Here is a 21,009-nt window from a genome sequence, read left to right on the forward strand (position 1 = left end):
ATAAATATCTTAAAATAATGGCAAAATAAGAAGGCTGGATTCTTCATGATTCTAGCCTTTTTTATTGGTGCAAATAAATGTAGTCAGTATGAAATAAAATGATAAATGAATAGCCACAGGCGGCTGGTATAAATTTTCCTTGCTTGCTGTTATCACAGAGGCTACGAAAAATTCATCCCAGCCGCGCTGTATCTTTTTTAAAGTCGATCTACTTTATACACTAAACTTTTAATCAGCCGAAAAAACGCGTAAATAACCACAAAAGACCATTAATCGCAGCGATACCAACGATCATGCTCACCAGCAACTGACGGCTTAGATGATAGATAAGTAGCACCAATAATAACGCGCCAATTTGCGCCATAAATAAGTGTACTTCGGCACTGTTTAGAGCTGTATTTTCTGCTAAGCCTTGATAAGAAAGGCTGGTTAAAATTAGTAATACCATCACCGATAGCGGTAAGCTTTCATTTAACCGATGCAGCCACGGCGTATCTAGTAGCTTTTTGGGTATTAAGGCGGGCAAGGCGCGAGTAATAAACGTCACCGCCGCCATTGCAAACGTTGCCATAATCAAATAACTACTGCTCATTGCTGTCTCCCGCCGTGATTGGCTTTGTCCAAAAACCCCGTGCCAAAATCAGTACCATACAAATCGTAATCGCCATCAGCAATAGCCAAGTGCTGGTAAATAACGACGCGATAATCAAAGCAATCACCGCAATGCCAATCGGGAAATAGCGCTTGATGCTTTGAAACTGCTCATAGGCCAAAATGGCAAACAAACATACCAAGGCAAAATCTAAATGCGGTACTAAGTCGCTGAGCGCGCTACCAATGAACACACCAATAGCGCTCGCCAGTACCCACCAGCTTTGATTAAACAAGCTAACAGGTAGTATTAGTGCCTGCCGCGACTCATTTGGCAAACTGGTCATCACCGAAAAGGTTTCATCGGTAAGAGCAAATAAGCAGTAGGTTTTTGCTATTTTGTTTTTTGGCAGATATTTTAATAATGGCATACCATAAAAAACATGGCGCAAATTAATCGCGGCAATGTTGGTTGCAATATTGCCAATCGGTAAACCAGCGCTTAGCATCGGTAAACAGGCATATTGCGCTGCGCCTGCGTATAGAACGATACTCAGCATAATGGTGGCCCAAACAGGCACACCAGCCACTTGTGCGAGTACGCCAAAGGCAATTCCTGCTGGCAAATAACCCATGGCAACTGGTAAGCTTTTTTTAAAACCTTCCACCCATTCATAGCGCTGTACTTGATGCTGATTTATCTCATTTGTTTGAGTGTTCACGTGACATCCTAATTTTTCTCACTTTGCTTTATCGTTTATTTTTTATTTTCTTCTTTTTTAAAGCGTATGGTATTGACTACAAGCTTTAATAATTTAAGCTTCAGGCTGCAATTTTTCATAGCTGCCTGTTTGATGGGCGCGGTATAGAAACCCACCGAGGATGATTAACCTTAACAATAACAAGCACCAAACGCTCAGCCAGATGCCCGTCATGCCCCATTGCTGGTAGAGTAACCAGCTCAATGGAAAAAAGGTGGCTGCTAATATCAGAGCGGCATTGCGAATAACGCTACCTGCCGTTAAACCAAAAAATATCCCATCGAGCCAATAAGCGCCGACGCCAACAAGGGGTAGCAGTACAGCATAAAGATGATAATCATAAGCAAGCGTGAAAACCGGCTCGATGTTGGTCATAAAATCCAAATAAGTCGGCATCGCAAGCCACCAAATCGCGCTTAGCATTAATGCCAGTCCGTAGCTGACGACGCCTGTGCGTTTAATAATAGTACGAAAACCTGGCCAATCGCGTCGCCCTGCTGCTTGTCCGCTTAAGGTTTCCGCCGATACCGCCACGCCATCAAGCGCAAAAGCTGAGATACTCAATACTTGCAACAAGATAGCGTTGGCGGCCAGTATCACATCGCCACTTTGCGCAGAAAGACGCGTAATCCAAGCAAAGCTTAACGTTAAAATGAGCGTGCGAATAAAAATATCTTTATTTAATGAAAATAGCCTAAGCATTTTATCTTTGCTAAAATGTTTTTTATCAGCAGCAAATAACGCATGCCAAGAGATTTTTAGATGTCTGCGACTTAGCCACAGTGCCAACACCACACCAAGCCAGAAAGCAATCGTCGTCCCTAGCGCCACCCCAACCAAACCCATCTGCATCACGTAAACAAAAAACAAGGTCAAAATAATATTAAGCATGGCAATAAAACCTTGCTGATAAAGCATATAACGGGTTTTGCCTTGCCCCGCAAACCAGCCAATAAATGCAAAGTTCATTAGCTCAGCGATGACGCCCCAAAAACGCACGTCTAAATAAGTCTTTGCCGCGCTGCCACTAGCAGGATTGGCGGAGAGCGCTTGTAAGCCAAACTCAATTAACCAAGGTTTTGCAATAAGTAACACCGCGCCTATCATAAAAGCGAGCAATAAGGCCCGCTGCAAAATGGATAAGAGCGGTGATTGCGCTGCATAAGACGTATTTGATAACGCCTTATTAGCGTCGTCTTTATGAGCCAGCTGACCGAGTGCTTGTGCAGACAGTCCAGAGGAGGCATATTGCAAAAAGTTAAAGCTCACCAGTATCAAAGACAGCAGTTGGATGGCCAAACCCATGCCAGCAAGCTTAGCAGTGTCATTCATATTACCAACAATCGCTGTATCAATCACACTTTGTAGCGGCATCGCCAGATTGGCCAATAATACGGGCAAAGCAATCGCGATGATGCGCGTATAGCGAGTATCGATGGGCGGCATCGCGCTTGGCGTTGGCGGCAGGGTAGATGACATAGCATAGTCGCTTATATAACAATGTAATAAGGCAGAAAAGTTTAGTGACCACTTATTAAATAACACTAAAGTATAAATAAAAATAGTATAAAGACAAAAGCACCTAGAGTTTAGGTGCTTTTATCATGATAAAGTTTATGGCCTAAATAACTGCAAGTCTAGTTACGGGCTTTTACACAGGCGTTAGTCTTGCTCATACATTTTTGGATCATTAAAGGTAACGATTTCTTCTTTAAACTCAGGTTTTACTTTCACGATAAAGTCATCACGTGATAAACCCATTCGTAAAGGAATCGAGCTTGCGATATAAGTCGATGAATAGGTACCCGCAAGTAAACCAATAAACAGCGCCACTGAGAACCAGTATAGACCATCACCGCCTAAGAATAACATCGCAAGGACGACTAACAGTACCGTTGAGATGGTCATAATCGTACGGCGCAGCGTCTCTGTTAATGACAAATCAATCGTTTGGCGCGGTGTGATACCGCGGACGCGGCGGAAGTTCTCACGGATACGGTCATAGACGACAATCGTATCGTTTAATGAGTAACCAATCAATGCCAAAACAGCCGCTAGGACGGTTAAGTCAAACGGAAAGCCAAATAAAGCAAAGACCCCGATGGTCACCACTGCATCATGGAATAGCGACAGCACCGCGCCAAGCGCTAGCTTAAACTGGAAACGTAGGGCGACATAGCCAAGCATACAAGCCAAGGCCAATGCTAACGCCATAACGGAGTTTAAGTAAATTTCATTACCTACTTGGCTGCCGATAATATTAACGTTACTGATTTCAACGTCATTATTAGGTAGCGTCAATGCTTTACTAAGGCTCGCACTTAGACCCTCGACGTTATCAGATTGCGGCGGCAAACGTATTAAGAGTTCTTGGCGCGTGCCTAAATATTGGACGACAGCATCGTCAAAGCCATTATCGGCTAGCGCGTTTACGACGTCGACTTGCTCAGCGGGCTGCTCATAACGCACGTCTGCTGAAACCCCGCCGGTGAAATCAAGACCTAAGTTCAAGCCATTGACCGCAATGGCGATAATACTACCGATGACCAAAAGCAGCGATAGGATGGCCATTGGCTTTTCAATTTTCATGAAGGGGATAATACGCTGATCCCCAATGGCTTTAGTGCCGCCCTCTGCATAGGCTGCGGCATCTTCAGCAGCATCTCCTAACGCTAAATTAGCATCATCTGCTGCCGTATTATCAGATGCTTGTGCCGTTAGCGCTTGATTGCCTTTACCACCACGGCGGGTTTTTGAACCTGCAGATTTTATATTGTTGGTTTGCGTATTGCTGCCTTTACCATCACGGCGCGGTTTTTTACGGCGGCGCGTACTGGCAGTATTCGCTTCACCGTTTGAGCCATTTCGATCTGGGTTATTTTCTTGCTCTAGCGGATTGTTATTATCGATAGCCATAGTTTTCTCCTAACCGATGCTCAGACGTTTGATGGATTTACGCTTACCGTAAGCAATTTGTATCAGCGCACGCGTCACCAAAATAGCGGTAAATAGCGAGCTGACAATACCAATTGCAAGGGTAATCGCAAAGCCTTTAATCGGACCCGTACCAATCGCAAATAAAATAAAGGCGACCAGTAAGGTTGTGATGTTGGCATCGAAAATACTACTAAAGGCACGGTCAAACCCAGCTACGATGGCGGATTTTGGCCGAACCCCATTTGCCAGCTCTTCACGTATACGCTCAAAAATCAGCACGTTGGCATCGACCGCCATACCGATGGTCAAGACGATACCGGCAATACCCGGCAGGGTCAGTGATGAGCCTAAGATTGACATAATGGCAATGATAATAATGACGTTAATCGCAAGAGCAACGTTGGCAATTACTCCAAATAAGCGATAGAAAATAATCATAAAGACGAAAACTAATAAATAACCAACTTGGGTAGAGAATAAGCCTTTTTCAATATTTTCTTGACCGAGTGATGGACCAATCGTCCGCTCTTCCACGAAATACATGGGTGCTGCTAGCGCCCCTGAACGTAGCAAGAGGGCAAGTTCAGCCGCTTCAGCGCTACTATCAAGCCCTGTGATACGAAATGATGAACCCAGTACCGCTTGGATATTAGCGCGGTTAATGACTTTTGTTTCTGCATACGGCGTACGGACTTCGACGGTCTCGCCAGTCGCTGGGTCTTCTTTATAAGTGATGCGTTGTTTATTCTCAATAAACAGCACCGCCATTTGTTTACCAACAGCAGTACGAGTAGCGTTTTGCATCAGCTTACCACCAGCACTATCTAGGGTAATACTGACTTCAGGCGAGCCATTTTCATCAATACCCGTCTGAGCGTTAGTGACCTTATCACCCGTGACAATCGCTTGACGCTCGAGCAAGACTGGCGGGCCATCAAGAGTACCAAATGGAAACGCTTCAGTACCCGTTGGTGGAATACCGCCCATATAGTTTTCACTATTTTCGGCAACCATACGGAACTCAAGGTTGGCGGTACGGCCAAGGACACGTTTTGCTTCCGCGGTATCTTGTACGCCCGGTAGCTCAACGACGATACGGCTAGCACCTTGCGATTGCACCAAGGCTTCGGTTACCCCAAGCTCAGCAATACGATTGCGTAGAGTGGTTAAGTTTTGGTTGACCGCGTAGCTGTTGATTTCATCTAGGGTCGCATCGTTATAAGCTAAAATCAGCGCCGGACCTTGTTCATCAATCGAAGATTGTAAGGTGAAAGTATTGCCCATCGAGCCTTGCAGCACGTTTTGCGCACGGTTACGCGTATCGGTGTCAGCAAAATGCAGCACCACGCCGCGCTTTTCGGTTTTGATGCCTTTTACCGCGATACGCTCAGCGCGTAGGTCACGGCGCATATCACGACTGGCGCTGGTCAAACGCTGCTCGAGCGCCTTATCCATATCCACTTCTAGGACAAATCGTACACCGCCGCGCAAATCAAGACCGAGCTTCATCGGTTTTGCGCCGATATCACGCAACCACTCTGGGGTAGTCTGTGCTAAGTTTAGCGCAACCACGTAGTCCTCGCCTAAATTCTGACGCAGCACTTCCTGAGCTTTTAGCTGATCGACGGGATTGTCGAGGCGCACGAGCGCACTATTGCCTTCAAAGGTGCCATCATGATTATTGATGCCAGCCTCTTCAAGTAAGCTTTTAGACTGAGTCAAGATACCTTCAGACAACTGCGTACCGGCTGCGGCACTGGTAATCTGTACGGCAGGTTCATCAGGATAGAGGTTGGGCGCCGCGTATAGACCGGCAATGATAAGCACAACGGCGATGAGTAAGTATTTCCAAGCGGGATATTGCATAATCACTTCTTTAAGTTGATAAACTACTGGCGACGCAGGCCACAAGTTAGCAGATGGGAAGTTAGCGATAACAATGGTAGGCGACTAAATAGCAAGCTACTATAGTGTTGTAGTCGTACTGAATCATGCACCACTGTCATCATCCGCGATGATAGTAAAGCAAAAAACGGTTAAGCGTAAAGCAGTAAAGCGAAAAATGACCGTAAATAATGTACGGTCATTTTACAGTCATGACAACTCATAATTGATAAGTAGCATCCATTGGTCACAATAAATGTTTATTAATTATCAAGTTTATTCACGACAATTAAACGCTTTCAATCGTGCCGGCTGGCAATACTGAAATAACAGACGCACGTTGTATCTTAACGTCGGTATGGTTGTTTAAGCTGACCACCGCATAATCGCCTTCTAGTGCTTTAATACGGCCCATAAGGCCGCCAGCAAAAATAATTTCGCTGCCAACAGTCAGTGAGTTGACCATAGCGCGGTGCTCTTTGGTGCGTTTAGACTGTGGGCGAATCACCAAAAAGTAAAAAATGGCAAAAAAAGCAACCGGCAACAAGATTTGACCAAATAGTGACGCAGCTCCGGCAGTTTCTGGCGCAGCATGGGCCGCTTGAATAAATAAGCTCATAATTTCTCTCAGTAAGTCATAGATAAGAATAAATTTACACGCATAGTAACAAAAAATCTCAGGCTTGGTAACTGTTAATCATAGGCTAGGGGAGTTTTTGTTCAAATGCATAGATTGGTTGCGATTCTTATAATGATAGAGAGCTTATTATTATAAAGAATATAAGGGCGAGTTATGAAGCAGGTAGAAAAAGCTAAAAGTTAAGTTAATATAATGACTGCTATAACTTTATAATTTTAAGAAACGGTGTTAATAATTATTCAAATAATTGATACTAATGGCTATTTATTGCGAAAAGCTATTATCAGCGCTAACATGAAACAAACCCTTATCGCGCCCCAAATGACGATATAATACCGCTACTTGAGCGCGTCTTTAGCCGCTAGGAAACCAAAAACTCGCATTTATCGGCTATTATTTTCTATCTGCTAGCGCTTGCTCATGATATATTGTGACTTCCTTTTTTATCTTTTTTAGGTTACCCAACTTGTTCACCTCTTTTATGTCTGTACCTCGCTTATACCGTCCGCGTGCTTGTCGCAAAGACGCCGCTGCTGAACCTCCCCCGACGATGGGAAGCAGTAGGCGCTCTTTAATTCGGTTTAATATCAAATCGTTTTCTGCGTTCATTTTGTTGTTAACCTCGCTGCTGCCACAAGCAGTGTGGGCGGCTGGTGAGGTAGCAAATCCCAGTGCTAGCAGTGTGCTACTACTTATCTTATTTGTGCTCGTCGCCATTGGTATCTCGTTTATTTGTTCGCTTGCAGAATCAGCGTTACTGAGTATGACGCCGTCATATATCGCTGATGTGCAAGAGCATAATCCCAAAAAAGCCGATATGCTAAAACGCTTAAAGGTTGATAACATCGATCAGTCATTGGCGGCTATCTTAACCTTAAATACCGTGGCGCATACTTTGGGTTCTATTGGAGCAGGTGCGCAGGCAACAATTGTCTTTGGTAGCGCTTGGTTTGGCCTGTTTTCTGCCTTTATGACCTTAGCCATTTTGTTTTTATCAGAAATTATCCCAAAAACGCTGGGCACGGTCTATTGGCGTCAACTAAGTGGCATGGTGGCGTATTTTGTCCGCGGTATCATTTTGCTGCTATACCCACTCATTTGGATATCAGAAAAATTGACCAAAATGCTGGTGCGCGGTAAAGAGCCCGTGACCTTTAGCCGCCGAGAGTTTGCGGCACTCGCCAGTATCGGCGAAGAATCAGGGCAAATCGATCCATTAGAGTCGCGTATCATTCGTAACCTATTGGCATTTGGGGCCATTAAAGTCGAAGATATTATGACCCCGCGTTCGGTAATGTTGGCGTTTGAAGAAAATAAAACCGTTGCTGAGCTGCTAGTTGACCGCCCAAAACTGACCTTTTCGCGTTTGCCAATTTATGATGGTGATTTGGACAATATCACCGGTTTTGTCTTAAAAACCGATATGCTATTGGCAAAAGTGAATCACGCGGTACATAAGCCGTTGACCCAGTTTAAGCGCGATATTACCTTTGTGTTTTCAAAGATGAAATTGTTTGATTTGTTAGAATTAATGCTAAAAAACCGTATTCATATCGCGATTACCGTCGGTGAGTATGGCGAAGTGAAAGGTTTGGTGACCTTAGAAGATGTGTTTGAAACCTTGTTAGGCCTTGAGATTGTCGATGAAATAGACCGCGTCGAAGACATGCAAGCATTAGCACGGCAGATGATGGACAGGCGCGTTGAGCGCTTGGGTATGAAGCTGAGCGATGACGAGCAGTATGAAGATAGCCATAATGAGCACAAGCACTAGAGTATCAGCGTTAAAGTGAACTGCCATTTTGCGCCAACATTCGCAATAATTACACAGGGTGTCACATGGCTGTGAGAATTCAGTGATAGGCTAAAACTAGCCTTACAACAGACAGTTAAAGATTTTAAGTTTAGACTGCTTAACTTAGAAATCAGAAATTAGAAAAGTATTACCGCATTTTATAAGCAGGTATACGCAAATAATAAATCAGCGTCAAACGTCGAGGCATGACAGCAATCTCATCTGCTGGCAACGATACATGACGACAATGGTAGGTAATGATAACAGTATCACTATCTCTAAAGACACTAAGGAATATCATGAAACGACTATGGGGAAAAGGGCTGCTGGCTCTATTGATCAAGAGTGCGAGCGCGGCGGCATTGGTGGCAGCTGCTAGTACTATGAGTATCAGTGCGCAAGCGGCAACCATGAGCGAAGCTTTAGTGCAAAACTACGCCGCTGCCATGAAATCAGCCGCCAATGGCCAAAATATCAATCAGGTTGCCCGCTTAGTGTCTGACGATGCGCTGATTTCAATGTCAAGAAAAGGCAAATCTACCAGCCTTGACAAAGATGCTTATCTCAAACTACTGCAAAAAAGTTGGCGTGATACGTCAAATTATCATTACGATATCAGTGTAAATAATATTGTAGTTACCGGTGAGCAAGCAAAAGCCAATGTAACGACCAATGAAAGCTGGATAAAAGACGGGCAAAAGGTTTCATTTGTCACTACATCAAGAGTCACACTTACCTTGTCTACGGGTAATGCCGTGCTGCTACGCGCTGTTTCACAAGTGACCATTAACTAGAATCTAGCCATGCATTAATAAGGAATAAGAATATTCGACCATTAATGAATATTCATTGCGCCTATGGATGCTGCTTAATAAATCATTCAATAAGCAAAATAATGAGCCATGAAAAGGTAGGGTAGATGATATTCTGCTCATTATCTTTTATATTAGGCTGGTCTTTGTTTGATATTGCGTACTATACTGTCGATTAACTTTATTTTATCACCTATTGTTGTTAGGAAACTGCCACTATCATGTCTACTGTGTCATCAAACTCTCGCTCATTTATCGCTTTACCACTGACGCTTGCGGTGTCGACTTTACTTATCAGTGCCTGTAGTAATACCTCAGCGGTGAAAAAGACGGGCGCGACCGGCAGCTCAGCTGTGGTTACTAAGCGTCCTGCCCAACAAGCCGCGCGGCCAAGTAGCAGTGCGGATTATTCAACGGCGTTCTTGGATGCCGAGAGCTTAGATGAGTTGGCTGACTTGCTAGAAGCCACGGATATGACCATGGTTGAAGGCAATAAACTTGCGATTCAGCAATATGGTGACTTATGGAATCGCTTGCGCGCAGGCTACCGGATGAATGGTGGACGCCCTGTTTATAATCAGCGTATTGAAGCGCAAAAGGGCTGGTTTACCAGTCGTCAAGACTATCTAAACCGTTTGACCGCCCGTGCCAGTCGCTACCTTTACCACACGGTACGAGAGGCCGAGCGCCGTAATATTCCAACCGAGCTTGCGTTACTGCCCGTCATTGAAAGCTCTTATGATCCAAGCGGGACCAGTAGTGCGGCGGCGGCAGGTTTATGGCAGTTTATTCCAAGTACGGGGCGTATCTACGGTCTAAATCAAAGTAGCACTTATGATGGTCGCCGTGATGTGATTGAGTCAACGCGCGCGGCTTACGACTTTTTGACGGCGCTGCACAATCAATTTGGCAGTTGGGAGCTGGCACTAGCGGCTTATAATGCTGGTCCTGGCCGGGTGCAAAAAGCCATTGACGCCAATGCTGCGCGCGGTTTGCCAACAGATTACTGGTCGCTAAGACTGCCAACTGAAACCATGAACTATGTACCGCGCTTTTTGGCAGTTGCTGAAATCGTCGCCAAGCCTGAGCAATATGGCGTTTATCTACCGGCCATTGCTAACCGCCAGCATTTCCGTAGTGTGCCCGTTAATTATGGGGTGAGCCTAGCGGAAGTGGCACAGGTCACGGGCGTCAGTTATGATGAGCTAGAAAGATTGAATACCGCGCTTACCTCTGCTCGCGTTGACGCGTCAGGCCCGCAGCGCATTATTATTCCAAACGATGTCAGCTCAGCGATAGATGCAAAGCTTATTGCTTTGAGAGGAAATGGCACTAGTAACGTGATTGCTTCTAGTAATACGAGCAGCACAGCGCCTAGCTATTCAGGTTCTACCACGCCTAGCTATAATAATAAGCCTTATCCTAGTGGCGGTTCATTGCCTACGACCGGAAGTGGTCTTGCCGATTATGCAGCAAGCGCGAGCGTACCGCAGCAAACCACCAGCTATATTCCGCCGACAGCTTCACCGACCAGCAGCTCAGTTTATAGTCCGTCAAAACACACAGAGCCACCTATAACGTCGGCTGAAACCAAAAAAATTAATGCTGAGCTAAAAAGTAGTAACAGCTTACCGACCACATCGGCGCAAATCACGCAAAACAATACCATCATTCAAGAGCCGCCATTAAGTAAGGCTGAGCGTGATTATATTGCCAACCAAATTCGTATCAGTACGCCTGAAACCAATGTCATCAATGCCGATGGTAATATCAACCTATCGGCAGTACAAACGCAGCAGTCTATTTTGGAAGCCACGGGAAAAGAGAAGAAACTGAGCTTTCCTAAAAAATCAGTCGATAAGCCAAAACCTACAGGCGAACGTAGCACTTATACCGTAAAACGTGGTGATACCTTAGCAAATATCGCCAGTCGTGCGGGTGTCAGCTGGCGTGACATCGCTGAATGGAACCAGATAGATGCTAGTGCCAAGCTACTAGCCGGTAGCACCTTATATTTATATAATGCCAAAACGATTGAGCCATTAAGCAGTGCTAGTAGTACCGCCGCAAGTCAGCCTGAAAGCTACATAGTACAAGGTGGTGATACACTAATCGGTACGGCAAATCGCTTTGGTTTATCGGTCACTCAGCTAGCAAGCTATAATAACTTAAGCAGTAGAGCTGACTTGCTACGTGGACAAAAGCTGTGGCTGGTGCCCGGTAAAGTGACTGCGCCTGCCAGTACGCCTGCTGCGCCATCTACCAAACCCAGTAAATCAAGTACGGCAACCAAAAATTATAAAATCAAACCGGGTGATGGCCTGATTGCCTTATCTCGTCAATTTAATGTACCGACTACCACCTTGGCGAATTTAAACAATATGAGTGCGACCGACTCACTGTATGTCGGCCAAACCTTAAAAGTGCCTGCTAATGTAGATTTTACTGCTGCAAGTAGTACGCCCAGTAGCAGTGCTAATAATGCCGCTAATACCAGCACGGCAACGGCAAGCTCGGTGGCAACGACCAATTATAAGGTCAAATCAGGCGATACCTTGATTGGTATTGCCAATAGCGTTGGCATTAGCGCGGCAGAACTGGCGGCGGTAAATAGCAATTTTGATGCAAAAGCACGCTTACAGCGTGGTCAGATAATTAAAGTGCCCGTCTCTAAAGAGTTGGTCGATCGCCAACTCAATGACAAAGCGGTCAGCTATAAAGTCAAATCAGGCGATACTTTGACAGGCGTTGCTCAGCGCTACAATATTGGTTTGAGTGATTTGGCAGCGGCGAATAATTTAAAAACCACTTCCAATTTAATCCTTGGTCGGACGATTACCATTCCTGCAAATGGTACGGTAAGTGCGCCTAGCACAACTAACAGTAACATCAGTAAGAACAGCAGCAGTACAGAAACAGTTAGCAGTACCAGTAGCGCAAGTAGCAGCGGCAAAAAGCTTGGTAATACTGAGAACTATAAAGTGAAAGCGGGTGATGGGCTTATTGCCTTAGCACGTCAGTTTGGCATCTCGGTAGAGGACTTAGCAGCGACCAACAATTTGGCGCCCAACGCGCAGTTACAACGCGGTCAAACCATCAAAGTACCAAAAGCAACCGTCAGCTATACCGTCGGCTCAGGCGATAGTTTGATTGGCTTGGCACGCAAATATGGCGTTTCAACCAAAGAGCTTGCCGATATGAATAATATCGCTGTCGATACCATGCTGCAACGCGGTCAACGTTTAACCGTGCCGAATCGCTAATATAGTCTTATTAATGTAGGCACGTTAATATAGGCGCATTCAATAAATTTTAAGCATTAAAAAAAGCTGCTCTTATAAAAGGGCAGCTTTTTTATTGGAGTAATTTCCTATAGTTTTTATTTACAGCTTTTAGCGATAAGCACTTATTAAGAAGCTTTTACCGAAAACCTTATTAAACGGTTTGCGTTTTAATGGTTTCAAGATAACTTCTAATATTACTCACATAATGCATCGCCTGACCATAGCGACTATTTGACGCTCTGTTTTCAGACAAATAAGCATAGATATTTGCCCAGCTTTTATCATCGATGCCATCGGCTCTTAATTGACGCTGGATACCTTTTACGGCATTTGGGCCCATATTGTAAGCGGCGAGGGCAAACCAGATGCGGTCAGTCTTTGGCACGTCAGCAAAATCCGCCTTCATTTGCTCCAAATAACGCGCGCCGCCGCCGATACTTTGATAAGGGTCAACGCGGTCAGAGACGCCCATGGCCTTAGCGGTGTTATTGGTCAGCATCATAATCCCGCGCACGCCCGTTGGAGACACGGCATTGGCATTTAGATGCGATTCTTGATAGCCCATCGCAACGAGCAGCTCCCAATCGTGATTGTAGTTGCGCGCTTGCTCTTGAAACGATGATTGATAGTCGGGCAGTTTTTCTGTCAACGTTTTTTTAAAGTGGTCTTGGCTATAAGCATCTTTTAACAAGTTTTGATTATAAAACGCCGCCAATTTTTGCGTGTGTTCAAGCTTTATGCTATCACACAAAAAGTAACTGGCCTTTTTTGATAACGGATCATTGGCAGAATTAAATGTCCAGCTAACTTTGGGATGTAGGCCATTTTTGGTCAAACTGGCGTCATAGCCGCAGCTGACATTGACAGAAGCCAAATCTAGCTGGCTTTTTAGCTGGGTGCTGGCCGTGGTCAAGGCCATATCAGCGTCGCCTGATTTTACGGCTTTGAGCGCTGCTTCCTCACTAGCATAGGCTTTTAGATTGATGTTGACGCCAAGCCCATCGGCATAGCTACGCACTAAATCGTAGCCAAAACCGTGCTGAAAACCATCGGTTGCAAAGTAAGTACTGTCACCCGGTACAGCGGCAACTGTCAAGGTGTTGTCCAGCATGACGTGAGCATAAGCGGGTACAGGCGCGCTCATCGTCGTTAAGCTCTCAGCAGGTAAAGAGAGCAGGGCAATGCTTGATATTTGTGCCAATTTCTTAGTTTTGGAGAAATTGGTTTTGGTGAAACGTGTCGCTTTAATCGGTGCAACTGCTGGAACGAAGTTACTTTTGGTGTGCAGTAAGCGCTTAGATGGACGCAGTAGGTATGAGATACGGCGTTTGGCCCCTTGCGCAGATACTTTCACACGGTAAGTAATACGCTGCATGGATGTCTCCTGATTTTAGCCATCCTGCATACCATAAAAATGCCTGATCAATTTATGCGGCTTATATACTCATAAAAAGCGTATTGCTATATAAGTGGCATAAACTGTCGTTACATTTTGGATAACATCAGCCTGATAAATCGCATAAGGTCGATGTCATCTTGTTTACATATAGTGCTGCTAACATAAAGTGTATAACCGTTAGCGCAACCGTCTTTTAATCAACTAGCCAATAAGTACCTTTTTTTTAGAAGATAAAACACGCATTTCAAACAACATGCTAAAAAAAGACGCACCATACCGCGAAGGCTATAAATCGGATGATTCCTTCATCGCTAATAGGCTAGTTGGTCACTAAAAGACTGGCTATAAAACCATCGTAAACATAGGTAAGGTCATGAATAAATTATTGAGACAAATACGTAGCATAAGCGCCGTACAACTGCACTTAATTGTTGCTACGTTCATATTAGTCACTAGCTGCTCTCTTAATCGTTTGTAGTAGAGGAGCTGGCTAATAATACGATTTGCTCAGCGATAGAGAAGAGGGATCACCATATCTGCTAGCGAATAAAAATCACTATCAGATGGGTTTTACTCTAGTGTTATCGCGACGCTAAAAATGGGAAATACTACCTCATAAGAGAACATTCAAACTAAACAATGCAAAGATAGTATCTAAGATCTCACCGTAGAAAATCTTATTAATTTATCAAAAAATAAAGTTTTAAACCGTGACATTTATTTTAGCGCCATAACCGGAAGCTATAAAAATGGGAAGTCTCATGACAAGACATTCTTTCTTCAGGAACTAATATGCGGATATTGGTTGTATTATTCAAGCAGAGTTAATAAATTAGCGATAAAACTTAACAATAGCACTATAAACGGTAAAAAATGCCGACGTTTTATCTCATTTACTCACAAGAGTCCTTACAAGCAAAAATTGCTCTTAAGAGAAATTTTCTGTATTTGGCTTAAAACTTTAAAATTAGCCCTTAAAATAGTAAAAAAGGTTAGTCGGAAATTCGGTAAAACAACTTAATTACCATGCTGGCTTAACTGTCATGCTGGATTATCGATATCGACAAAAGTTACCGGTAAGCCAAATTGCTCAGCAAGCAGTTCGCCCAACGCTTGAATACCGCCGCGCTCTGTCGCATGATGGCCGCAGGCAAAATAATCGATGCCAAGCTCGCGGGCGCTATGCGTAGTGCGCTCCGATATTTCACCAGAAATATAAGCATCGCAGCCCATGAGCGCTGCTTGCTCTATCATATCTTGCGCGCCGCCTGTACAGATACCGACGCGTTCAATCAACCTGCCGTTTTTTTGTTCGGACTTGGTATTGGGTGAGGCGTGATAGTTAGCGGGAATATGTAATGGTATCCGTCCTAGCGCATCGGTAATCTGGGCAATAAGCCGTTGCGCGCTTTGCGGCTGGCAGGTGGCAATGTTGCCCACTGGATGTGACTCGTTAGGATAAAGCGCACCGATGATGTTCATACCGAGTAACTCAGCAAGTTTGGCGTTATTACCAATGACAGGATGGGCATCAAGCGGTAGATGATAGCCAATCAAAGAGATGCCATGCTGCATAAGTTTACGGATACGTTGACCTTTCATCCCTGTGATGGGCGCAGGTTCGCCTTTCCAAAAATACCCATGATGCACCACAATAGCATCGGCATTATCAGCAATTGCGGCATCAATTAAAGCCTCACAAGCGGTGACGCCAGTAATGATGCGCCTGATAGGTCGTCCGCCATCTACTTGTAAACCATTTGGCGCGTAGTCTTTAAAGGCCGCCGCCGATAAATACTCGTCACAAAATTCTGTTAAGGCTTGCGCGCTAATCGTCTTGCTTGAGAAATGGTTTAAGGGGTCGGTTGAAGACGTGGTTAAGGGATTGTGTTCAGTCATGGTATTTCCTTATAATTATTAAAGTTTTACACTAGGGCAGTTTTTACTGCTTCGATGTTTTATGGTTTGAGCATGGATGTTAAATACTAAAAATGCTTATTTATAAATTGTAGCGGTTCAATTGTGGTTGTTTTAAGACCGTTCTAAGTCATCAAGAACATCAAGATTTTTATTCTTGTCATTTTAGCATGGCGCTGTAAAAGAGTAGACAAAGCGCATAACTGAAACGGTACACAATACGTTACTATTTATCGGTATTGCCAGTTATAATTTGCATACCTGAATCTATATGATCCATAGCGCTTACATCGCTCAATCTTGCGCTCGTCATAAGATTGATCAAAAGTGTGCGCGTTCATCATGCATTGTTTTCACAAAATTTTTTACAAAAACGGTTTTTAAAAATATAGAGGTTTTTATATGTCGTCATCTCGGAATGCCAACGACAAGGCTGGCCCGTTAACATGGTTGCCTTGGATTTTGTTGCTGATAGTGATTGCAGCGTTTATTTGGTTGTTCACGAGTATGAAATCGACATCAGAGCAAACGTGGGAGCCGCCCAGAACCACGCCCGCTGAGCAGCAAGCGTCAGCGCCTGTTTCCGACACACCCGCACCGATTTCCTCTTATCATAATGGCGTTGCTCGCGCGTCACAATCGGTCGTCAATATCTATACCACCCAAACGATGGCAGAGCATCCTTATATGGATGATCCCGTGCTGCGCCGGTTTTTTGAATTTCATGGCGGGCCGTCACAAGAGCAGGGCAATACCAACTTGGGCTCCGGCGTGATTGTCTCAGAAGATGGTTATATCGTAACCAACGCCCATGTCATTGAAAAAGCTGATGAAATTACGGTCGCCTTAAATGATGGCCGTAAGAGCCGTGCTAAACTGATTGGTACCGATCCAGACAGTGATTTGGCGGTGATTAAAGTCGACATGACGGACTTAACGCCACTTGGCTTCCGTGAAGAGCCTATTCAAGTTGGCGATGTGGCATTGGCGATTGGCAATCCGTTTGGGGTCGGTCAGACGGTGACGCAAGGGATTATTTCAGCGACAGGGCGTACCGGTCTTGGGGTCAATAAGTTTGAAGACTTTATTCAAACCGATGCGGCGATTAACCCAGGTAACTCAGGTGGCGCGCTGGTTGATGCTCACGGTGAGCTGGTTGGTATCAATACGGCTATTTATTCGCGCTCTGGGGGTTCGATGGGTATTGGCTTTGCCATTCCCACTGCTATCGTTGAGCAAGTGATGAATGCCATTATTAAAGATGGTAAGGTCAGCCGTGGTTGGTTGGGTATTGAAATCCAATCGCAATTACGCGACCCAACGCAGCTTGAAACCTCAACAGGTGTTGAAGTATTTAATGTCGTGCCTAAAAGCCCAGCGGCTAAAAGTGGTCTGCGCGTCGGCGATATTATTTTATCAATTGACGGTGTTGAGATGACGGATGCCAATACTCTAATCCAATATGTCGCGCGTAAAGCGCCTAATACCACGCTTAATGCACAAGTTCTACGCCGTGGTAAGAATAAGCAAGTGAAGATACTTTTAGAAGAACGTCCAGCGCAAGAACCGATGGCACGCCCTGTCGTCATCCACGATGAAACGCTTGGCGGTTTAGGTCAACCGCATCTACAAGACGAAGGGTCCGATGTACCAATGATGTCAGAAGCCGAGCGCGACCGTATGCGCGAAGAGCTATTGCAGCTATTTGAAAGAGATGGCGCACCTTTATAAATTTATAATGAAAACCTGAATAAAGATGATTTTACAGTTTAAGAAATAATAAAAAAGCGCGCTATCTATAGAATAGCGCGCTTTTTTTATCAGAATTTTTTTAAAAATAGCTTTATTTAGCGGCTATTTTTCGAACAGCTCATGATTGATATAAATGACGCCTTGCACGCGGCAGCAGCAGGGCAGGATTTCATCTTCTTCAATCATAGCAAGCGGCTCAAACGGATAATCAATAACGTGAGAGCTGGCAATACGCTTGATGCGGCAACTGCCACAATAGCCCTCACGGCATTGATAATTGATATCATGTCCGGTGCGTAGCAATCCATCCAGCAGACTCTCGTCATCATGCAAGTAGAATTGCTTCTTACTCGTCATTACCCAAGTCATAATTTAACCCTATGGCACTGGTTTTCCTATCTCGCAATTTTATTGCTATGCCAGTGTCCTTTAATATCGTGCTTATTATAAAAGGCAACTAAAAAAATGGCTTAAGCTTAAACTATTAAGATTAAGCCATTAAAATTACTTGTATAAGCTTTAAAGCTCAAAGTCGTCAAAGTCGCTATTTGATAAATCAGAGTCAATCTGGCCGACCAAATACGAGCTGATTTCCGTCTCTTGCGGCGCCACTTGGACGTTATCAGACGACAGCCAAGTATTAATCCACGGAATCGGATTTGATTTAGAATTTGGGAATGCCACCGGCAAGCCAACCGCTTCCATACGTAAATTGGTGATATATTCGATATATTGACAAAGAATGTCTTTATTTAGCCCGATCATTGAGCCGTCTTTAAACAGATAACCCGCCCATTCTTTTTCTTGCTGCGCAGCTTTGGTAAAGATCTCAATACTTTCATCGAAGCACTCTTTGGCAATCTCGACCATTTCTGGATCGTCGCGACCATTACGCATCAAGTTTAGGATATGCTGCGTTCCGGTTAAATGCAGCGCTTCATCACGGGCGATTAATTTAATAATCTTAGCGTTGCCTTCCATGAGTTTACGCTCAGCAAAGGCAAACGAGCAGGCAAACGACACATAAAAGCGAATGGCTTCTAAGACGTTAACCGCCATCAAGCATAAATACAGCTGTTTTTTCAGCGATTTTAAACTGACCATCACTTCTTTACCATTGACGGTGTGCGTGCCCGCGCCATACATATTGTAAAGCTGTGAGTCATAATACAAATCATCGTAGTACTTAGCGATATCAGACGCACGCTGTAAAATGTGCTCGTTTTGCATAATGTCATCGAAGACAACGCCGGGATCATTGACGATATTACGAATGATGTGGGTATAGCTGCGCGAGTGAATGGTCTCAGAAAACGTCCATGTCTCAATCCACGTCTCAAGCTCAGGAATTGACACCAGCGGCAATAGCACCACGTTTGGGCTACGACCTTGGATAGAGTCGAGTAGGGTCTGATACTTTAGGTTACTGATAAAGATGTGCTGCTCATGCGAGGACAGATTGCCGTAGTCGATACGGTCTTTTGAGACGTCGACTTCTTCTGGACGCCAAAAGAATGACAGCTGCTTTTCAATCAACTGCTCAAAGATAGGGTGTTTTTGCTGATCATAACGCGCTACGTTGACTGGCTGACCAAAAAACATTGGCTCTTTTAGCGCATCGTTTGGCGCTTGGGAAAAAATCGAGTAAGTCATAGTTCCACCTTTATAAGTGCTACAGTTGTGAATCAAAATTTTAAAGTTTGGTTTTAAAATACTGGCAAAAGGGCGTTATAAATTCTCTAAAGATATTTGCGTTGGTTGTTGTCCATCATTCATATACGCTTTAAAAATCTCGCTAAGCTCACTATCATCCAATCCCTCTAGCTCATCGATAGCGCTCTTACGCAGCGATGTTGCATCTACCTCTGCGGCTTTCTGTACTTCTTTTTTTGTTGCCTTTCTCGCTGGATTCTTGACTGGCTTTTTTGCTGCTCTTGGCGCGTCCATCTTTGGCATTGCGCTGCTATTCAATTGCTGACGAACTTCCTCGATATCGACTTCTACTTGCACGATATGCGAGTTACCATCATTTAGGTCAGAAAATACGTTAGGGATAAACAAACCACCGTCTTTGATGATTGCGGTATATTGCACGTCTATGACCTCCGTCATTTTTACTCTGTTTGTTTCGATTATGGTTGGCGCGACACTAGGCTTTCATATACCTTATTGTTTTCTCTCTTGCCTACAGCGAGCACATAAACCACGACCACATCATCTTTGACGATATACACCAGACGATAGCCGATGGTGCGTAGTTTGATTTTATAGGCGTCTGTATGTCCTGAAAGTTTTGACGCAGGAACACGTGGGTTTAATAAGCGCTGCTGTAATTTTTTCTTAAACTGCTGCTGAATACTGGGCGCTAGCTTTTTCCATTCTTTTAATGCTAAAGGATGAAACTCAAGACTATAAGTCATCGAGCGTAACCTTTATCGGTGTCTGCCCTTCATTCATGCGAGCATCAACGGTTTGGCTAAGTGCCATATCGTCCATCGCCTCCATCATGCGCTCGTACATGTCTGTGGAAACTAAGTAAGCCACGGGTTTATTGTGGTTTAAAATAGCAATAGACTCACCATCCGACTGTTTAATGAGTGCTGAAGGGTTGGTCTTCAGCTCTGAGATACTGGCTGTTTGTGTCGCAAATATTGGTTGCATGACCCATTCTCCGTTAAAATTACGCTCTAAATATAGGTCTAATTTTAGCACGAAAATTAGGTCTTATTTGTCACTGTGTTAAATTTAAATATTGGGGTAGCTAATCCCGCCTACCGCTTGTATTTTCACAAGCTATTTTGAGCCTTTATTAAATGAACTTAATAATCCAGTTAACTGTTCAATACCGTCAAAAGTTGTTGGCATTTGGTCTTCAGTAGCCACAATAGGAGCAAAAATAACGCTTTCGAACCTCTCGAAACTTTCTTTCATACCTTCTCTTAAATCTTTAGTATCTGAGTCATAATTATGTATAAATTGACAAAGAGTTAAACGTAAATCAATCTGGAGTATTTGAGACTTAATTGACTTAACGTTGACTAAAGATATTCTAAAAAAGTACAGTAGTATAAATAAAAACAAAACTGTTGAGATAGTTACTATTATAAATACAGGACTATCAAAATTGTTAGAAACTAAATAATTAGCTGACCAAACAGATTTTGATATTATAAGTAAGATTATTATGGCCATCAGGATATAGTATGCACCATTTTGCGAGCCCATCCCAGATTCTGT

At 44.1% G+C, this 21,009-nt stretch carries 17 protein-coding genes and 1 pseudogene; 4 read left to right on the top strand and 14 right to left on the bottom strand.

Translation table 11 applies throughout. The annotated features are described in order from the left end of the window. Positions 1-232 precede the first annotated feature (232 nt). The 6 genes from B4240_RS02885 to yajC form a co-directional block, all read right to left on the bottom strand. Positions 233-592, bottom strand: coding sequence for an AzlD domain-containing protein (locus B4240_RS02885; protein WP_296236736.1), 360 nt, complete (start codon positions 590-592; stop codon positions 233-235). After that, positions 582-1,313 carry an AzlC family ABC transporter permease gene (locus tag B4240_RS02890; RefSeq protein WP_296236737.1) on the bottom strand — a complete coding sequence of 244 codons (732 nt, stop codon included), beginning with the start codon at positions 1,311-1,313 and terminating at the stop codon, positions 582-584. The genes B4240_RS02885 and B4240_RS02890 overlap by 11 nt, the downstream gene beginning before the upstream one ends. 93 nt (positions 1,314-1,406) lie before the next feature. Further along, complete coding sequence (locus B4240_RS02895) at positions 1,407-2,831, bottom strand: MATE family efflux transporter (protein ID WP_296236738.1); 1,425 nt, start codon at positions 2,829-2,831, stop codon at positions 1,407-1,409. A gap of 183 nt (positions 2,832-3,014) precedes the next feature. After that, a complete protein-coding gene (gene secF / locus B4240_RS02900; protein ID WP_296236739.1) occupies positions 3,015-4,268 on the bottom strand; it encodes a protein translocase subunit SecF in 1,254 nt (417 codons plus the stop codon). Between the two features lie 9 nt (positions 4,269-4,277). After that, positions 4,278-6,155, bottom strand: a complete 1,878-nt coding sequence (gene secD, locus B4240_RS02905; RefSeq protein WP_296236740.1) for a protein translocase subunit SecD — start codon at positions 6,153-6,155, stop codon at positions 4,278-4,280. Between the two features lie 307 nt (positions 6,156-6,462). After that, complete coding sequence (gene yajC, locus B4240_RS02910; RefSeq protein WP_296236741.1) at positions 6,463-6,792, bottom strand: preprotein translocase subunit YajC; 330 nt, start codon at positions 6,790-6,792, stop codon at positions 6,463-6,465. Between the two features lie 634 nt (positions 6,793-7,426). Here yajC and B4240_RS02915 point away from each other — a divergent pair. The 3 genes from B4240_RS02915 (at position 7,427) to B4240_RS02925 (ending at position 12,683) form a co-directional block, all read left to right on the top strand. Further along, positions 7,427-8,587 (top strand): CNNM domain-containing protein, encoded by a 1,161-nt coding sequence (locus tag B4240_RS02915; RefSeq protein WP_414707081.1) that lies wholly within the window; start codon positions 7,427-7,429, stop codon positions 8,585-8,587. Positions 8,588-8,907: 320 nt separating this feature from the next. Further along, positions 8,908-9,402 (top strand): hypothetical protein, encoded by a 495-nt coding sequence (locus B4240_RS02920; protein ID WP_296236742.1) that lies wholly within the window; start codon positions 8,908-8,910, stop codon positions 9,400-9,402. A 239-nt stretch (positions 9,403-9,641) separates the two neighbouring features. After that, on the top strand, positions 9,642-12,683 hold the full coding sequence (locus B4240_RS02925; protein WP_296236743.1) for a LysM peptidoglycan-binding domain-containing protein: 3,042 nt from the start codon (positions 9,642-9,644) through the stop codon (positions 12,681-12,683). 172 nt (positions 12,684-12,855) lie between these two features. On the opposite strand, the gene B4240_RS02930 is transcribed toward B4240_RS02925, so the two are convergent. Together B4240_RS02930 and B4240_RS02935 are read right to left on the bottom strand one after the other, a co-directional pair. Next, positions 12,856-14,079 carry a transglycosylase SLT domain-containing protein gene (locus B4240_RS02930; protein WP_296236744.1) on the bottom strand — a complete coding sequence of 408 codons (1,224 nt, stop codon included), beginning with the start codon at positions 14,077-14,079 and terminating at the stop codon, positions 12,856-12,858. Positions 14,080-15,144: 1,065 nt separating this feature from the next. Continuing rightward, positions 15,145-16,002, bottom strand: coding sequence for a Nif3-like dinuclear metal center hexameric protein (locus tag B4240_RS02935; protein WP_296236745.1), 858 nt, complete (start codon positions 16,000-16,002; stop codon positions 15,145-15,147). Between the two features lie 420 nt (positions 16,003-16,422). Between B4240_RS02935 and B4240_RS02940 the strand changes: the two genes are divergently transcribed. Further along, positions 16,423-17,751 (top strand): S1C family serine protease, encoded by a 1,329-nt coding sequence (locus tag B4240_RS02940; protein WP_296236746.1) that lies wholly within the window; start codon positions 16,423-16,425, stop codon positions 17,749-17,751. Between the two features lie 123 nt (positions 17,752-17,874). Here B4240_RS02940 and yfaE read toward each other — a convergent pair whose 3' ends face one another. From yfaE to B4240_RS02970, 6 genes and pseudogenes are all read right to left on the bottom strand, one after another. Beyond that, entirely contained in the window at positions 17,875-18,141 is a 267-nt protein-coding gene (yfaE, locus tag B4240_RS02945; RefSeq protein ID WP_296236747.1) for a class I ribonucleotide reductase maintenance protein YfaE, read from the bottom strand. Positions 18,142-18,291: 150 nt separating this feature from the next. Beyond that, complete coding sequence (gene nrdB, locus B4240_RS02950; RefSeq protein ID WP_296236748.1) at positions 18,292-19,425, bottom strand: class Ia ribonucleoside-diphosphate reductase subunit beta; 1,134 nt, start codon at positions 19,423-19,425, stop codon at positions 18,292-18,294. A gap of 75 nt (positions 19,426-19,500) precedes the next feature. Further along, positions 19,501-19,866 carry a hypothetical protein gene (locus B4240_RS02955; protein ID WP_296236749.1) on the bottom strand — a complete coding sequence of 122 codons (366 nt, stop codon included), beginning with the start codon at positions 19,864-19,866 and terminating at the stop codon, positions 19,501-19,503. Between the two features lie 38 nt (positions 19,867-19,904). After that, positions 19,905-20,192, bottom strand: coding sequence for a type II toxin-antitoxin system RelE family toxin (locus tag B4240_RS02960; protein WP_296236750.1), 288 nt, complete (start codon positions 20,190-20,192; stop codon positions 19,905-19,907). Next, positions 20,182-20,433: a type II toxin-antitoxin system Phd/YefM family antitoxin gene (locus tag B4240_RS02965; protein WP_296236751.1), complete on the bottom strand. Its 252-nt coding sequence runs from the start codon at positions 20,431-20,433 to the stop codon at positions 20,182-20,184. Before B4240_RS02965 ends, B4240_RS02960 begins: the two co-directional genes overlap by 11 nt. 132 nt (positions 20,434-20,565) lie before the next feature. Further along, positions 20,566-21,009, bottom strand: a pseudogene (locus B4240_RS02970) (hypothetical protein); the annotation flags it as partial.

This window comes from Psychrobacter sp. UBA5136 (assembly GCF_002414005.1).
Taxonomy (GTDB): domain Bacteria; phylum Pseudomonadota; class Gammaproteobacteria; order Pseudomonadales; family Moraxellaceae; genus Psychrobacter.

What these genes read in the sequence shown, in the direction of transcription:
- B4240_RS02920 (WP_296236742.1), top strand. Translation starts at nt 8,908, where the DNA reads ATGAAACGACTATGGGGAAAAGGGCTGCTGGCTCTATTGATCAAGAGT.
- secF (WP_296236739.1), bottom strand. Translation starts at nt 4,268, where the DNA reads ATGGCTATCGATAATAACAATCCGCTAGAGCAAGAAAATAACCCAGAT.
- B4240_RS02965 (WP_296236751.1), bottom strand. Translation starts at nt 20,433, where the DNA reads ATGCAACCAATATTTGCGACACAAACAGCCAGTATCTCAGAGCTGAAG.
- B4240_RS02895 (WP_296236738.1), bottom strand. Translation starts at nt 2,831, where the DNA reads ATGTCATCTACCCTGCCGCCAACGCCAAGCGCGATGCCGCCCATCGAT.
- yajC (WP_296236741.1), bottom strand. Translation starts at nt 6,792, where the DNA reads ATGAGCTTATTTATTCAAGCGGCCCATGCTGCGCCAGAAACTGCCGGA.
- nrdB (WP_296236748.1), bottom strand. Translation starts at nt 19,425, where the DNA reads ATGACTTACTCGATTTTTTCCCAAGCGCCAAACGATGCGCTAAAAGAG.
- B4240_RS02885 (WP_296236736.1), bottom strand. Translation starts at nt 592, where the DNA reads ATGAGCAGTAGTTATTTGATTATGGCAACGTTTGCAATGGCGGCGGTG.
- yfaE (WP_296236747.1), bottom strand. Translation starts at nt 18,141, where the DNA reads ATGACTTGGGTAATGACGAGTAAGAAGCAATTCTACTTGCATGATGAC.
- B4240_RS02935 (WP_296236745.1), bottom strand. Translation starts at nt 16,002, where the DNA reads ATGACTGAACACAATCCCTTAACCACGTCTTCAACCGACCCCTTAAAC.
- B4240_RS02925 (WP_296236743.1), top strand. Translation starts at nt 9,642, where the DNA reads ATGTCTACTGTGTCATCAAACTCTCGCTCATTTATCGCTTTACCACTG.
- B4240_RS02940 (WP_296236746.1), top strand. Translation starts at nt 16,423, where the DNA reads ATGTCGTCATCTCGGAATGCCAACGACAAGGCTGGCCCGTTAACATGG.
- B4240_RS02960 (WP_296236750.1), bottom strand. Translation starts at nt 20,192, where the DNA reads ATGACTTATAGTCTTGAGTTTCATCCTTTAGCATTAAAAGAATGGAAA.
- B4240_RS02930 (WP_296236744.1), bottom strand. Translation starts at nt 14,079, where the DNA reads ATGCAGCGTATTACTTACCGTGTGAAAGTATCTGCGCAAGGGGCCAAA.
- secD (WP_296236740.1), bottom strand. Translation starts at nt 6,155, where the DNA reads ATGCAATATCCCGCTTGGAAATACTTACTCATCGCCGTTGTGCTTATC.